General features: G+C 65.1%; 16 protein-coding genes. 1 reads left to right on the top strand and 15 read right to left on the bottom strand.

Going from position 1 to position 15,364, the window contains the following annotated elements:
• Positions 1-37: 37 nt before the first annotated feature.
• From ilvC to miaA, 8 genes are all read right to left on the bottom strand, one after another.
• Positions 38-1,057, bottom strand: a complete 1,020-nt coding sequence (gene ilvC / locus ACVIYL_RS21060; RefSeq protein ID WP_018272993.1) for a ketol-acid reductoisomerase — start codon at positions 1,055-1,057, stop codon at positions 38-40.
• Between the two features lie 151 nt (positions 1,058-1,208).
• Complete coding sequence (locus tag ACVIYL_RS21055; RefSeq protein ID WP_456779589.1) at positions 1,209-1,817, bottom strand: LysE family translocator; 609 nt, start codon at positions 1,815-1,817, stop codon at positions 1,209-1,211.
• Positions 1,818-1,824: 7 nt separating this feature from the next.
• Positions 1,825-2,700 carry an EamA family transporter gene (locus ACVIYL_RS21050; RefSeq protein WP_456779588.1) on the bottom strand — a complete coding sequence of 292 codons (876 nt, stop codon included), beginning with the start codon at positions 2,698-2,700 and terminating at the stop codon, positions 1,825-1,827.
• Positions 2,701-2,735: 35 nt separating this feature from the next.
• Positions 2,736-3,431: a class I SAM-dependent methyltransferase gene (locus ACVIYL_RS21045; protein ID WP_028332477.1), complete on the bottom strand. Its 696-nt coding sequence runs from the start codon at positions 3,429-3,431 to the stop codon at positions 2,736-2,738.
• Positions 3,432-3,434: 3 nt separating this feature from the next.
• Positions 3,435-3,977, bottom strand: coding sequence for an acetolactate synthase small subunit (ilvN, locus tag ACVIYL_RS21040; protein ID WP_016841057.1), 543 nt, complete (start codon positions 3,975-3,977; stop codon positions 3,435-3,437).
• 21 nt (positions 3,978-3,998) lie between these two features.
• Complete coding sequence (locus ACVIYL_RS21035) at positions 3,999-4,985, bottom strand: threonine dehydratase (protein WP_456779587.1); 987 nt, start codon at positions 4,983-4,985, stop codon at positions 3,999-4,001.
• Between the two features lie 207 nt (positions 4,986-5,192).
• Complete coding sequence (locus ACVIYL_RS21030) at positions 5,193-6,968, bottom strand: acetolactate synthase 3 large subunit (protein WP_016841059.1); 1,776 nt, start codon at positions 6,966-6,968, stop codon at positions 5,193-5,195.
• A 359-nt stretch (positions 6,969-7,327) separates the two neighbouring features.
• The gene (gene miaA, locus ACVIYL_RS21025) at positions 7,328-8,257 is read right to left on the bottom strand and encodes a tRNA (adenosine(37)-N6)-dimethylallyltransferase MiaA (protein WP_456781860.1); all 930 of its coding nucleotides are present in this window, start codon (positions 8,255-8,257) and stop codon (positions 7,328-7,330) included.
• Here miaA and serB point away from each other — a divergent pair.
• Positions 8,256-9,161, top strand: a complete 906-nt coding sequence (serB, locus tag ACVIYL_RS21020; RefSeq protein ID WP_456779586.1) for a phosphoserine phosphatase SerB — start codon at positions 8,256-8,258, stop codon at positions 9,159-9,161. The two genes, miaA and serB, sit on opposite strands and share 2 nt — an antisense overlap.
• A gap of 97 nt (positions 9,162-9,258) precedes the next feature.
• Here the strand turns inward: serB and ACVIYL_RS21015 are convergent, their stop codons facing one another.
• The 7 genes from ACVIYL_RS21015 to ACVIYL_RS20985 all read right to left on the bottom strand — a co-directional run bounded on the left by ACVIYL_RS21015 (position 9,259) and on the right by ACVIYL_RS20985 (position 15,312).
• Positions 9,259-10,755, bottom strand: coding sequence for a Do family serine endopeptidase (locus ACVIYL_RS21015; protein WP_168857168.1), 1,497 nt, complete (start codon positions 10,753-10,755; stop codon positions 9,259-9,261).
• Between the two features lie 269 nt (positions 10,756-11,024).
• Positions 11,025-11,225 carry a DUF2065 domain-containing protein gene (locus tag ACVIYL_RS21010; protein WP_028332483.1) on the bottom strand — a complete coding sequence of 67 codons (201 nt, stop codon included), beginning with the start codon at positions 11,223-11,225 and terminating at the stop codon, positions 11,025-11,027.
• A 94-nt stretch (positions 11,226-11,319) separates the two neighbouring features.
• Positions 11,320-12,219 (bottom strand): protease modulator HflC, encoded by a 900-nt coding sequence (gene hflC, locus ACVIYL_RS21005; protein WP_310880648.1) that lies wholly within the window; start codon positions 12,217-12,219, stop codon positions 11,320-11,322.
• Entirely contained in the window at positions 12,216-13,355 is a 1,140-nt protein-coding gene (hflK, locus tag ACVIYL_RS21000) for an FtsH protease activity modulator HflK (protein WP_028342342.1), read from the bottom strand. Before hflK ends, hflC begins: the two co-directional genes overlap by 4 nt.
• Before the next feature lie 144 nt (positions 13,356-13,499).
• Entirely contained in the window at positions 13,500-14,012 is a 513-nt protein-coding gene (locus ACVIYL_RS20995) for a dihydrofolate reductase (protein ID WP_283069694.1), read from the bottom strand.
• Positions 14,012-14,497 carry a GNAT family N-acetyltransferase gene (locus ACVIYL_RS20990; protein WP_310880649.1) on the bottom strand — a complete coding sequence of 162 codons (486 nt, stop codon included), beginning with the start codon at positions 14,495-14,497 and terminating at the stop codon, positions 14,012-14,014. Before ACVIYL_RS20990 ends, ACVIYL_RS20995 begins: the two co-directional genes overlap by 1 nt.
• A gap of 20 nt (positions 14,498-14,517) precedes the next feature.
• Positions 14,518-15,312, bottom strand: coding sequence for a thymidylate synthase (locus ACVIYL_RS20985; RefSeq protein WP_310880650.1), 795 nt, complete (start codon positions 15,310-15,312; stop codon positions 14,518-14,520).
• Positions 15,313-15,364: the final 52 nt, after the last annotated feature.

Genomic DNA, 15,364 nt, shown 5'->3' with positions numbered 1-15,364 from the left:
GTCCTGCGGACCGTCCCAGAATGACAGGCCTCGCCTGTTAGTTCTTGCTCTTGTCGACCAGCGCGCCCTTCTTGATCCAGGGCATCATGTCGCGCAGCTTGGCACCGACTTCCTCGATCGGATGCGCGGCGAGCTTGGCGCGGGTGGCCTTGAACGAGGTCTGGTTGACCTTGTTCTCCAGCATCCAGTCGCGGGCAAACTTGCCGCCCTGGATATCGGCGAGCACGCGCTTCATCTCCGCCTTGGTCTCGGCCGTGACGATGCGCGGACCGGTGACGTACTCGCCGTATTCGGCGGTGTTGGAGATCGAGTAGTTCATGTTGGCGATGCCGCCTTCATAGATCAGGTCGACGATCAACTTCACTTCGTGCAGGCACTCGAAATAGGCCATCTCGGGCGCGTAGCCGGCCTCGACGAGCGTCTCGTAGCCGCCCTTGATCAGCTCGACCAAGCCGCCGCAGAGCACCACCTGCTCGCCGAACAGGTCGGTCTCGCACTCTTCCTTGAAGGTGGTCTCGATGATGCCGGCGCGGCCGCCGCCGATCGCCGAGGCATAGCTGAGGCCGAGGTCATGGGCGTTGCCCGACGAATCCTTGGCGATCGCGATCAGGCAGGGCACGCCGCCGCCGCGCTGGTATTCCGAGCGCACGGTGTGGCCGGGGCCCTTCGGCGCGATCATCAGCACGTCGAGGTCGGCGCGCGGATCGAGCAGGTTGAAGTGCACGTTGAGGCCGTGGGCGAACACGAGCGCCGCGCCCTTCTTCATGTTGTCGTGCAGGTGCTCGCGATAGATGTCACCCTGCAGCTCGTCCGGGGTCAGCATCATGACGAGGTCGGCCCACTTGGCGGCTTCGGCGACTTCCATCACCTTGAAGCCGGCGTTCTCGGCCTTCTTGGCCGACGCCGAACCCTTGCGCAGCGCAATCGCCACTTCCTTGACGCCGGAATCCTTCAGGTTCAGAGCGTGGGCGTGGCCCTGGCTGCCGTAGCCGACGATGGCGACCTTCTTGCCCTTGATCAGGTTCAGGTCGGCATCGCGATCGTAGTAAACTCGCATCGTGGTTTCCTCGTTTGAAAGGGGGCCAAAATCGGCCGATGAATCAGGCTTTCGGAAGGTCAGAACCGCCGGGCGCCCGCGAATTTCCGGCGTTGTCTAGAGCATTTTCCCCCTCAGGGGAAACCCTCATCTCGCATGGCGCGGTGCGGCATCATGCGTCCATGAAGACCGGGTAGAGCGAGGCCAGCAGCAGGATGGCCATCACCACATTGAAGGCGCGGATCGCCCGCGGCGAGGTCAGGATCGGCCGCAAGGCGGTCCCGAACAGCGCCCAGACGACGCAGGACACCGTCCCCAGGATCAGGCTCAGGCCGACCTGGATCGCGATGTTCCAGGGAAAGGCGGCAATCGCCGCATAGGCCGTGATGGTGCCGATCACCATCACCCAGCCCTTGGCATTGATCCACTGGAACATGGCGGCGCCCCAGAACGTCATCGGGCCGCGGCCGCCCCTGTCGTCCTCGTCCGCCGAGGGCGGCTCGGCCATGGCGATGACGACGGCGAGATAGATCAGGTAGGCGACGCCGCCATATTTCAGGATCGTCCGCAGCACCGGATAGGCGATGAAGACGGTCCCCAGCCCGACGCCGACCGCGCCGACCATGAAGGCGAAGCCGACGGTGATGCCGGCGATATGGGGCACCGTGCGGCGGAAGCCGTAGGTCAGCCCCGACGACAGCAGCATGATGTTGTTGGGGCCGGGCGTGAAGAACATCACGACGGCGAACACGACAAAGGCAAACAGCAGCGAATTCGACATGGTGCCCTCACACGACTTTCGGCAGAGCTTTTGGCCGCTTCGACAGCAGCATCACGGCGATGCCGGCGATCACGGTGACCATGCCGGCCAGCCGCAGCGGCCCGAATGTCTCGCCGAACACGATGCTCGACGCGGCGGAGCCGACGAACGGCACCAGCAGCGCAAACGGCACCACCTGCGCCGCCGGATAATCCCGCAGCAGCCGGCCCCACAGCCAATAGGCGATGCTGGTCGAGATGCCGCCGAGGCAGAGCATGCAGACGAGCCCGGTCAGCGACATGTGGGTCAGCGCATGCCAGGTCGGCTGCGGCCCGTTGGTGATCAAGGTCAGCACTGCAAGCGGCACCGCGGCGGACAGGCACAGCCAGGCGAACAGATCGAACATCGGCGCGCCGTTCGCCTGCCGCAGGAGAAGATTGCCGATCGCGAAGCTGATCGGGCAGATCATGATGATCGCAAACGCGGCGACGCTGAAGTCGTAGCCGACCGTCCCGCAGATCATCAGCAGGCCGAGCGCGGCGATCGCGATGCCGATTGCCTGGCTCCGTGTCGGGATTTCCCCGAAGGCCAGGGCGGCGAAGGCGATGGTGAAAAGCGCCTGGCTCTGCACGATCACGCTGGAAAGCCCGACGGGAACGCCATGCGCGATCGCAAAGGCCTGTGCGAGGAACTGGCCGAGGAACAGCGTTGAGCTGATCGCGATCAGAAGCGGCCAGGAAACGCCGGGCTTGCGCAGGAACAGGCACGGCAGCGCGGCGATGGCGAAGCGCAGCGTCGTCATCAGCTCCGGCGAGAACTCATCGAGCGCGATCCGGCTTGCGACGAACGCAAGCCCCCAGATCACCGCGACCATGACGGCGATGCCAACATCGGCCGGCTTCATTGTTGTTCTTCTTTTGCTTCCGTTTCGGTCGGGATCTAGATCTGTTCGTCGGGCTTCGGTTTGCGCAGCAGATAGGTGCCGTGCAGGGGCGCGTGGTAGTCGACGGAGACCAGCGTGAAACCGGTCTCGGTCAGCATGCGCTCCATCACCCAGCCGAAGGTCGAGTATTCGTCGCGCATATGGGTGATCACGCTTTCGCGCTCGAAGCCGTGATTCTTGATCGAGAAGTCGGCCCATCCTTCGACATCGCGATCGACACCGTCGGGCATGCCGACGAACACCATGTCGCGCAGGTAGAAGTTCGCGCCGGGCTTCAACGCGTTGAAGATTCGCGACAGCGCCACCGCCTTCCAGAAGTCCGGCAGATGGTGCAGCGTGAACTCGCTGACGATGAGGTCGTAGGAATTCGGTTGGTAGGCGAACGACAGCAGGCCGGCCGGCTGGGTCCGGATCTTCGCCTTGCGGTCGCGCGCATAGATCTCGGCAAGCCCGATCATCGCCGGCGAGATGTCGATGGCGTCGACCTCGGCGCCCATCAATGCCGCCTCGGTGGCCAGCACGCCGTTGCCGCAGCCGATATCGGCGATCCGCCAGCCCGGCTTGACGCCGAGCATGGTCAGCGCCTGGCGGGCACGGACATCGCTGTCCTCGCTGACGTCATAGATCGAGGCCACCGCGGTATCGAGACCGACCTGCCGCCGTTGCGTGTAGTACCAGTCGCGCGCCAACATGCCTCACATCCCTTCCGGCCCGCGCGTGATCGCGGCCACCCCGGTTCGTGACACCTCGACCAGGCCCAGCGGACGCATCAGGTCGATGAACTGACTGATCTTGGACGAATTGCCCGTGATCTCGAACACGAAGCTCTCGGTCGTGGCGTCGATCACCCGGGCGCGGAACGCATCCGCCAGCCGCAGCGCCTCGACGCGGTGATCGCCACCGCCCCGCACCTTGACCATCGCAAGCTCGCGCTCGATCGAGCTGCCGGTCAGCGTCATGTCGACGACGCGGTAGACCGGGATCATGCGGTCGAGCTGATGCTTGATCTGCTGGATCACCATCGGCGTGCCGGTGGTGACGATCGTGATCCGCGAGAGATGTTTCTGGCTCTCGGTCTCCGAGACGGTGAGACTCTCGATGTTGTAGCCGCGGCCGGAGAACAGGCCGATCACGCGCGCGAGCACGCCGGGCTCGTTCTGCACGAGCACGGACAAAGTGTGCGTCTCGTTGGGATCGTGACGCTCTTCGAGGAAGTAGGCGGATGCGGGCTGGTTCATGGTCGTCCCCTTACATTCTGTTCACGCCACCGCCCGCTCGGCGGCCGGCGCAGCATCCGTTCCGATCCAGGTCCGGAACAGATCGAAATCGATATTGCCGCCGCTCAGGATCAGGCCGACCCGCTTGCCGGCGAGCCTGCTCTTTTCCTGCAGCGCGGCCGCGAGCGCCGCAGCGCCCGCGCCCTCGGCGAGATTGTGGGTATCGGTCCAGTAGGCGCGGATCGCCTGCCCGACCTCGTCGTCGCTGACCTGCACGATGCGCGAGGCGCCCTTGCGGATCAGCGCGAACGCATCCGCGTCCGGAATCCGCGTCGCCATGCCGTCGGCAAGGGTGTTGCTAGTCTCGGTGGTGACGATCTTTCCGGCCGCAAACGACAGCGCGTAGGACGGCGCCTCGGTCGACTGCACGCCGACGATCTCGGTCTTCAGCCCGAGCAGGTCGCGCGCCATGATGCAGCCGCAGATGCCGGAGCCCTGCCCGATCGGCACGTAGAGAATGTCGAGATCGGGCGCGGTACGGAACAGTTCGAGCGCGTAGGTCGCGACACCCAGCACGAGGTCCGGGTGGAACGACGGCACCATGTGCAGGCCGGCGAATTGGGCGCGGCGCTCGGCCTCTTCGCGCGCGGCCTGGAAGTCGTCGCCGTGCTCGACGAGCTCGGCCCCGAACGCGTACATGGCGCGGTTCTTTTCGACCGAGTTGCCGCGCGGCACGTAGATCGTCGCCGACACGCCCTGACGCCCTGCCGCGAACGCCAGGCTCTGGCCATGATTGCCGCGCGTCGCCGAGATGATGCCGGGAACGTCGGGCCGCTCGCGCTTCAGCCGTTCGAGATAGACCAGGCCGCCACGCACCTTGAAGGCGCCGGTCGGCGTGTGGTTCTCATGCTTGACCACGACCTCGGTGCCGAGCCGCTCGGCCAGCAGCGGCCAGGCGTGCGCCGGCGTCGCCGGCACCGCGGTGCCGACGATCCGGTGTGCACGCTCGAGCTCGTTGAGGTCAAACATGGGAGCCGCCCTCCATTCGAGCGCGCGATAAGTTCCCTCTCCCCGCTCTTTGCGGGGAGAGGGTTGGGGTGAGGGGCTGCTTCCAGAGCAATGGTGAGAGACGGATTCGCGGAGACTCCCCCTCAGCCGGATTGCGCTTGCGCGCAATCCGACCTCTCCCCGCAAGCGGGGCGAGGTGAAAAGAGAGTGCTCCACGCCGATCCATCATCACACCAGCGCCTTGCCACCGGAGAAGGCCTTCGCGGTGGCCTCATCGGTCGCCTCTTCCGGCAGCAGCATCTCGTTATGCGCCTTGCCCGACGGGATCATCGGGAAGCAATTCTCCAGCGCGGCGACGCGGCAGTCGAACAGCACCGGGCGCTTGATCGAGATCATCTCCTTGATCGCGCCGTCGAGATCGGACGGCTTGGTCGCCTGCAGGCCGACGCAGCCATAGGCGTCGGCGAGCTTGACGAAGTCGGGCAGCGCCTCGGAATACGAGTGCGACAGGCGGTTGCCGTGCAGCAGCTGCTGCCATTGCCGAACCATGCCCATGTACTGGTTGTTCAGGATGAAGATCTTGATCGGCAGCTCGAACTGGACCGCCGTCGACATCTCCTGGATCGTCATCTGCACCGAAGCGTCGCCGGCGATGTCGATCACCAGGCTGTCCGGATGCGCCACCTGCACACCGACCGCGGCCGGCAGGCCGTAGCCCATGGTGCCGAGACCGCCCGAGGTCATCCAGCGGTGCGGCTCCTCGAAGCCGAAGAACTGCGCGGCCCACATCTGGTGCTGACCGACCTCGGTCGTGATGTAGGTGTCCTTGCCGCGGGTCAGCTCGAACAGGCGCTGGATCGCGTATTGCGGCAGGATGATATCGTTGTTCTTGCGGTAGGACAGCGAGTTGCGCGCGCGCCATTGCGCGATCTGCTGCCACCACGACTTGATGTCCGGCTTCTTGGCTTCTGCCTTGAACACCTGCAGCAAATCGCCGAGCACGTTGCCGGCGTCGCCGATGATCGGCACGTCGACGCGGATGTTCTTGTTGATCGAGGACGGGTCGATGTCGATGTGGATCTTCTTCGAGCCCGGCGAGAAGGCGTCGGTACGGCCGGTGATGCGGTCGTCGAAGCGCGCGCCGACGCACAGCATGACGTCGCAATCATGCATCGTCATGTTGGCTTCGTAGGTGCCGTGCATGCCCAGCATGCCGAGCCAGTTCGGGCCCGAAGCGGGATAGGCGCCCAGCCCCATCAGGGTCGAGGTGATCGGGAAGCCGGTCGCCTCCACCAACTGGCGCAGCAGTTTCGAGGCCTCAGGACCCGAATTGATCACGCCGCCGCCGGAATAGATCACGGGACGTTTGGCATTGGCGAGCAGCGCCACCGCCTTGCGGATCTGGGTCGCGTCGCCCTTGACGCGCGGCGTGTAAGAGATGTGCACGTCCGACTTGCGCGGCGGATGATAGGTGCCGGTCGCGAACTGCACGTCCTTCGGCACGTCGACCACGACCGGGCCGGGCCGGCCGGTGGTGGCGACATAGAAGGCCTCGTGCAGCACCCTGGCGAGGTCATTGACATCGCGGACCAGCCAATTGTGCTTGGTGGCGGGCCGCGTGATGCCGACCGTATCGCACTCCTGGAAGGCGTCGTTGCCGATCAGATGGGTCGGCACCTGGCCGGTGATGCAGACCAGCGGGATCGAATCCATCAGCGCGTCGGTCAGCGGCGTCACCATGTTGGTGGCGCCGGGGCCCGACGTCACCAGCACCACGCCGGGCTTGCCGGTCGAGCGGGCATAGCCTTCGGCGGCATGGCCGGCGCCCTGCTCGTGACGGACCAGGATGTGCTCGACCTCGCTCTGCTGGAAGATCTCGTCGTAGATCGGAAGCACCGCACCGCCGGGATAGCCGAAGACATGCTGCACGCCGTGATCGATGAGCGCGCGCACGATCATCGCGGCGCCGGTCATCTGATTGGGATCGTGGCTCTTGTCGGTCATGGTTCGCTCCGGATGCGCTTGTTTTTGCGCGGCTTTTGTCAGTTCTCGTCAGTTCGGCTTCGGGCAATAAAAAGGGGCCCTAGAGGCCCCATGCACACCGCCCGAATTTGGATGGCCGCTAGCCATCCCCGGCGGTGTGCCTGGGTACGACGGCGATAAGCAGTTTGGTAATAATGTTGCGCACGATACGACCCAGTCTTCCCAAAGGTTGCGCGAACATAGCGGCCAAAGCCTGAATGTCAAGGCAAGGCAAGCACTTTCGCGATTTCCGTACTCTACCGGGGTTCCGCTCGTTCGGCGAGTGTTTTTGCGCAGGCGAACGCGCATGGCTGACGGGCGTGCGGGAGCGCCGGTCCGGGCTACGGGACCCGACTCTCCAGCCATTCCCCGCCAGCTTCCGGCACCACCCAGGCGAATTCCGGGAGCTGATGGCGAAACCAGGTGAACTGGCGCTTCGCATAATGGCGGGTGTCGGCCTGGCCGATCTCGGCCGCCTCCTCGCGGCTGATCTCTCCCCTCAGGTGCCGGATCAGCGCCGGCACCCCATGGGCCTTCATCGCCGGCAGCAGCGGATCTAGCCCACGCGCCGCCAGCGCCGCGACCTCGTCGAGCGCGCCGGTATCGAGCATGACACCGAACCGGGCGTCGATCCGTGCATAGAGCCTCTCGCGCTCCGGCGCGAGAAACAGCGCATGAAAATCGCCCGGCGGCAGCAGTGGCGGCAGGCCCTCGCGATGCCAGTCCGGCAGCGGGCGGCCGGTGGCCTCGACCACCTCGAGCGCGCGCGCGATGCGGGTGCGGTCGCGCGGCTTCAGCCGCTCGGCCGACACCGGATCGCGCGCTGCAAGCTCGGCATGCAGCGCCTCGACGCCGAGCTGCTCGAGCCGTGCGCGCACGCCGTCGCGCACATCGGCCGGGATCGGCGGCACCGCCGACAAGCCGCGCGTCAGCGCCTTGAAATAGAGGCCCGAGCCGCCGATGAAGATCGGCAGCCGTCCCTGCGCACGCGCCTCGCCGAGCACCTTCGCCGCATCGGCCACCCAGGCGCCGGCGGAGAAATTCACGCCGGCGTCGACATGGCCATAGAGCCGGTGCGGAACCAGCACCTCTTCGCCTGCGGTCGGCCGCGCGGTGATGATCCGGAGGTCACGATAGACCTGCATGGAGTCGGTGTTGATCACGACCCCGCCGGTCCGCTGCGCGAGTTCGAGCGCCAGCGCCGACTTGCCGCTGGCGGTCGGCCCTGCGATAAGCACTGCCTTGTTCAACAATCCCGAATGCGCCTGCATGTCCCTCGTTGCCACGCTGATCTGCAATCCTGCAACCCCCGCGCTCGACTCCACCATCGTCGACGGTGCGCGGGCCCTGCTGCCCTCACCCGGCCCGGCGCAGTGGCTGTTCAACGAAGTCGCCGCCGACATTCCGTTCGAGAGCGAGGACAGCAGCAGGGACGGTATCAAGACAATCGAGGAACGCGTTCGCCAGGCCCGCGGCGACCTGCCGATCGACATCGTCGTGCAGCCTCGGATCGCCCGGCGCAAGAAGCTTTTTCTGGCCGACATGGATTCCACCATGATCGGCCAGGAGTGCATCGACGAGCTCGCCGACTTCGCCGGGCTCAAGGCCCATGTCGCTGCGATCACCGAGCGTGCCATGCGCGGCGAGATCGAGTTCGAGTCCGCGCTGCGCGAGCGGGTGGCGCTGCTCAAGGGACTGCCGGTCAGCGTGGTCGACGAGGTGCTCGACAAGCGCATCACGCTGACGCCGGGCGGCCGCGAACTGGTCATGACCATGCGCGCGCACGGCGCCTATACCTGCCTGATCTCGGGCGGCTTCACCTTGTTCACCAAGGTGGTCGCGGCGAAGGTCGGCTTTCAGGAAAACCGCGCCAACCAGTTGCAGGTCGTGGACGGCAAGCTGACCGGTGAGGTGGTCGAGCCGATCCTCGGCCGCGCCACCAAGCTCGCCACCTTGATCGAGCTCACCGAGTCCTTCGATCTCGACGAGATCGACACCCTTGTGGTGGGCGACGGCGCCAACGATCTCGGCATGATCCAGGCTGCGGGCCTCGGCGTAGCCTATCACGCCAAGCCGGCGGTCGCGGCCGCGGCCGCGGTCCGGATCGACCACGGCGATCTCACCGCGCTGCTGTACGCGCAAGGCTACCGGCGGGATGAGTTCGTGGCGGGGTAGCAAACCGTCATTCCGGGGCGATGCGAAGCATCGAACCCGGAATCTCGAGATTCCGGGTTCGGTCCTGCGGACCGCCCCGGAATGACGTATGTGAATGTTACTGCACGCCGAGCGCGACGAAGCGCAGTTCGCCGTCGCCGTTCGAGACCAGCAGCAGCACCGACTTCTTGCCGTCCTTCTTGAGTTGATCGACGCGCTTCTTGATGTCAGCGGCGCTCGACACCGCCTCCTGCGCCACCTCGACGATGACATCGCCCGCCGACAGCCGCTTCTCGGCGGCATCGGAATTGCCGTCAACGCCGGTAACGACGACGCCCTTCACGCTGTCCTTGATCTTGTACTTGGTGCGCAGGTCCTTGCTCAGCGCCGCGAGGTCGAGACCGAGCGCCTTCTGGGTCACCGGCTTCTCGGCGGTGTCGTCCTTCGACTTGGCGTTGACCTGCTGAACCTTCTCGTTGTCCTCGAGCCGGCCGAGCGTGACCTTGCGGGTCTCCTCATTGCCCTTGCGGATGACGACGACGTCGACTTCCTTGCCGACCGCCGTGTCGGCAACGATGCGCGACAGATCCTTCGGATCCTTGACGTCCTTGCCGTCGAACTTGACGACGACGTCGCCGGGTTCGATGCCCGCCGGCTTGGCCGGCCCCTTGTCGTCGACGCCGGCAACCAGCGCGCCGCGCGCCGGCTTGATGTTGAGGCTGTCTGCGATCTCGTCGGTGACCTGCTGGATGCGCACGCCGAGCCAGCCGCGGCGCAGCTCGCCGAATTTCTGCAACTGGTCGACGACGCCGGCCACGGTCTTCGACGGCACCGCGAAGCCGAGGCCGATCGAACCGCCGGTCGGCGAGATGATCAGCGTGTTGACGCCGATCACCTCGCCATCGAGGTTGAACAGCGGACCGCCGGAATTGCCGCGGTTGATGGCGGCGTCGGTCTGGATGTAGCTGTCATACGGGCCCTGGCTGATGTCGCGGTTCTTGGCCGAGACGATGCCCGCGGTCACCGTGCCGCCGAGGCTGAACGGGTTGCCGATCGCGACCACCCAGTCGCCGAGCCGTATCTTGTCGCTGTCGCCGAACTTGACCGCGGTGAGCGGCTTCGGCGGCTTGAATTTCAGGACCGCGAGGTCGGTTTTCTTGTCGACGCCGACCAGCTCGGCCTTGATCTTGGTGCCGTCGTTGAGGATGACGTTGATCTCGTCGGCGTCGGCGATGACGTGGTTGTTGGTGACGACGATGCCCGCGGTGTCGACGATGAAGCCCGAGCCGAGCGAGTTGGTCTTGCGCGGCTGGAACTCACCGCTCTTGTCGCCGCCCTTGCCAGGCGGCCCGCGGCGGTTCTTGAAGAAGTCGTCGAAGAATTCCTCAAACGGCGAGCCCGGCGGCAGCTGCGGCATCGTCCGGTCCTTGGCCTCGACGGTCTGCGACGTCGAGATGTTGACGACGGCGTCGATCACCTTCTCGGCGATGTCGGCGATGCCTTCAGGACCGCGTGCGAACGCCGGCACGGAGCTCAGCATGCTCGCAGCACCGATCGAGATCGCGGCTCCCATCATGCGGAAGCGGCGGCTCAGGGCTGGTCTGGCAGCGGTCATGTAGGAGTTTCTCCAGAGGCAAACGGGTTCAAATGCGCTAGTTACAGAGTGCGCCCGAACGGGCATACGGCGCAAGCATCTCACCCGGACATTTCGGCGAAAAACCGGCTGCGAGAGGCTCACGATTATGTTCAGTCTTGCTTGTCATTCCGGGGCAGCCCGACAGGGCTGAACCCCGGGGACGCAATTGCGCGCCTTGGGGAATCTCGAGGTTCCCCGATGCGCAATCGCGCATTAGCGGTCATGCTTCGCATGCTCCGGAACGGCGACTATCTTCGCACCACCCAGATCAGCACAAGCCCGGCGACCGCCGAGCCGATACCGACGATGCGCAGGATATTGTCGGGCGTCGCCAGCGCGCTCTTCATCGCCCGGCGCATCCAGGCGGGGCTTGCCGCGAACAGGATGCCTTCGAGCACGAACAGGATTCCCAACCCGATGAGGAAGTCGCCGAACGCTATGGACTTCATCGGATGGCAGCCTCCCGCTCGATGCTTGTTGTTTTTGGTCGGCGGCGAAGCGTCATCCGCATCGCCGCCAAGTCCTGATGTTCAAGTCGTGACGTTACTGCTTCGGCGCGGCGGCCGCCTCAGGCAACTTGCCGCTTGCACCGCCGAAGTATCTGAAGAATTCCGAGTCCGGCCGCAACAGGAAACGCGTGTCGCTGGAACGCAGGCCGTTCTCATACGCCGTCATCGAGCGATAGAATGCGAAGAAGTCCTTGTCCTTGCCATAGGCTTCGGCGAACAGGCGGTTGCGCTCGGCGTCGCCGGCACCGCGGGTCTGATCCGCGGCCGAGTTCGCCTCGGCGACGATCACGGTCGCTTCGCGGTCGGCCTTCGAGCGGATTTCCTGCGCCTTCTGGTCGCCCTGGGCACGGAACTCGGCCGCCTCGCGCTCACGTTCGGTCTTCATCCGGTTGTAGACGGCCTGGCTGTTCTGCTCCGGCAGGTCGGCACGGCGGATGCGGACGTCGACAACCTCGATGCCGTATCCGTCCGCTTCCCTGTCGAGCTGCTCGCGGATCCGCTGCATCAGCTTCTCGCGATCGTCACGCACCACGGTGATGAAGTTGACCTCGCCGAGCACGCGGCGCAGCGCTGCGTTCAGCAGCGTGGTCAGCTGCAGATTGGCGGCCTGGATCGAGCCGACGCTGGTGTAGTAGCGCAATGCATTCTTGATGCGATAGCGCGCGAAGGCGTCCACCACGAGCCGCTTCTGGTCGGAGGCGATCACCTCCTGCGACGGGTTTTCCAGATCGAGGATGCGCTTGTCGACGTTGATCACCGAATTCCACGGCGCCTTGAAGTGCAGGCCGGGCTCGGTGACGATGTCGACCGGCTCGCCGAACCGCAAGACAATGGTCTGCTCGGTCTGCTGCACGGTGAACACCGAGCTGTAGCCGACGGCGAGCACAATGAAGAGGATGATCAGGAACACAATGCCGGTGACGGGGGACCTCATCGGGTGGCTCCCTGCTGCTGGCCGGTCGTGGCCGGTGCCGCCGGACGCCGCGGCGTCAGTTCGCCGAGCGGAAGGTAGGGCACGATGTTCTGGCCCGGGCCGCCGTCATAAACCAGCTTCTCGGAGCCGCCGAGCACTTTTTCCATGGTCTCCAGATAGATGCGCTCGCGCGTCACGTCGGGTGCCTTCTTGTACTCTTCATAGACTTTCAGGAAGCGTGCGCTCTGGCCCTTGGCGTCGGCGACCGCCTGCTCCTTGTAGCCTTCGGCGGCCTGCAGGATCTGCGCGGAACGACCGCGCGCTTCCGGCACGATCCGGTTGGCGTAGGTCTGTGCCTCGTTCTGCTTGCGCTCGAGGTCGGCGCGCGCCGCCTGCACGTCGCGGAATGCGTCGATCACCTGCGCCGGCGGATCGACCTTCTGCATCTGCACCTGCGTGATCTGGATGCCCGCGTTGTAGGTATCGAGCGTCCTCTGCATCAGCTCCTGGACGCTCTGCTCGGTGACGTTGCGCGCCCCGGTCAGGATCGGCTGGATCTGCGAGCGGCCGATCACCTCACGCATCGCGCTTTCGGCAACCGCCTTCACGGTGCCTTCGGGATTCTGGATATTGAACAGATAGGCGCCGGCCCCACCCGGCTTGATGCGCCACAACACCGTGAAGTCGACGTCGACGATGTTCTCGTCGCCGGTCAGCATCAGGCTCTCTTCCGGCACGTCGCGCATGGTGCGGCCGCGGCGAGCGGGATCGTCGATCAGCGTCATGCCGATCGAGATCGTGTTGACGCGCAGCGCTTTCGGCAGCAGCACTGTCTCAATCGGATATGGCAGGTGATAGCGCAGGCCCGGCTGCGCATCCCGGACATACTTGCCGAAGCGCAGCACGACGCCGAGCTCTTCAGACTGCACGCGGAAGATGCCGGTCGCGAACCAGATCGCCAGCGCGGCGACCAGCACCAGCGCGACGCCCATGCCGCTGAAATGCCCGCCGGGCAGCCACTGCTGCAGGCGGTCCTGGCCGCGCCGCAGCAGATCCTCAAGATCTGGCGGCCTTGGCCCGGCTGACTGCGGACCGGTGCCCCATGGCCCTTTCGGACCCGAGCCCCAGGGCCCCCCGCCTTGATTTTTCCACGGCATCAAACATCTCCTCGGCAAGTCCGGACGGGACGCCCGGCCTCGAATGTCCGGCCCGGTTATAGGGGACCGCTAGGGCCCTTACAACGCAAGCTTCCTGGCCGGACGAGCTATGCGCCGGGGCATAATTGTCAATGCAAACATTGGTTAACCCCGGCCGCGCCGACGATATGTCACATAGGAGAAGTCGGCACTGTCGTCCGGGCCTGCCGGATTTCGCACGCGCGCCACCTCGTCCCATAGCTGCGCATCGATTTTATCGAACCGCGTGTCGCCGTCCGGCCGGGCATGGACCTCGGTGATCTCAAGGCGATCGGCGGTGCCCATCCATTGCGCGTAGATTTCCGCGCCACCGATGACGGCAATCTCAGTGGCGAAACGCCGCAGCGCGTCGCCAAGCGCAATGGCGCGGGCGTTGTCAAACGACGTCGTGACGATGGCGCCGCGCGCGCGGTAGTTGGGATCGCGCGTCACCACGATGTTGGTGCGGCCCGGCAGCGGCCTGCGCAGGGATTCGAAGGTCTTGCGTCCCATCACGACGGGCTTGTTCAACGTAATCGCCTTGAAACGCTGCTGGTCGGATTTCAGCCGCCACGGAATGGCGTTGTCGCTCCCGATCACGCCGTTCTCGGCGACCGCAACGACGAGCACGATCTCCATCAGCGCGCCCCTTCCGCGAGAGCCGACAGCGCCTCGCCGGAGACGCGGCAAATCGTCCATTCGTCCATCATCTCGGCGCCGAGCGACTTGTAGAATGCAATCGACGGCGCGTTCCAGTCGAGCACCGCCCATTGCAGGCGCGACCAGCCATTGGCGAGGCATTGCTTCGCCAGATGCACGAGCAGCGCCTTGCCGATGCCTTTGCCGCGCAGCGCCGGACGCACGAAGAGGTCTTCGAGATAGATGCCGTGACGGCCGGCGAAGGTCGAGAAGTTGACGAACCAGACCGCGAAGCCGGCAGGCTCGCCGTTCCATTCCGCGATGTCGCAATAGAGCTGTGGGTTGGCGCCGAACAGCGCCTCGGCGATATCGGCCTCGCTGGCGTGAACCTCATGCAGAAGCTTTTCGTATTCGGCGAGTTCGCGGACCAGCGAGAACACCAGTCCGGCCTCATCGGGCCGCGCGCGGCGGATCGTCAGCGACATTCAATCCCTCGGACCGCAACTTATACCGCCACCTCGGCCTTGATGTGCGGATGCGGGTCGTAACCTTCGAGTTTGAAGTCCTCGTAGCGGAACTCGAAGATATCCTTCACGTCCGGATTGATCACCATCGTCGGCAACGGCCGCGTCGGCCGCGTCAGTTGCAGGCGCGCCTGCTCGAGATGGTTCGAGTAGAGGTGCGCGTCGCCGAGCGAGTGCACGAAATCGCCGGGCTTGAGCCCGGTCACCTGCGCGACCATCATGGTGAGCAACGCATAGGAGGCGATATTGAAGGGCACGCCGAGGAAGACGTCGCCCGAGCGCTGATAGAGCTGACAGGACAATTTGCCGTTCGCGACATAGAACTGGAACAGGCAATGGCACGGCGGCAGCGCCATCTTGTCGACCTCGGCCGGATTCCAGGCGCTGACGATCAGCCGCCGCGAATCCGGATTGCGCTTGATCATCTCGACCACGCCAGCGATCTGGTCGATGCTACGGCCATCCGGCGCGGGCCACGACCGCCATTGCGAGCCGTACACCGGACCGAGGTCTCCGTTGGCGTCGGCCCATTCGTCCCAGATCGTGACGCCGTTGTCGTTGAGATATTTGATGTTGGTGTCGCCGGCGAGGAACCAGAGCAGCTCGTGCACGATCGCCTTCAGCGGCAGCCGCTTGGTGGTCAGCATCGGGAAGCCGGCCGCGAGGTTGAAACGCATCTGATGACCGAAGATCGACAGCGTCCCGGTGCCGGTGCGGTCGTGCTTCTCGGCGCCGTCGGCGAGGATGCGTTCGAGCAGGTCGTGATACTGGTTCATGGCGTCTGTTTCGGGCTTTCGAGAGAACGGCCAATGTAGCGACCAAGGCCGC

The sequence above is a fragment of the Bradyrhizobium sp. USDA 3315 genome, from assembly GCF_054056795.1.
The sequence above is the reverse complement of the archived record's forward strand: the minus strand, read 5'-3'. Positions and strand labels throughout refer to the sequence as shown.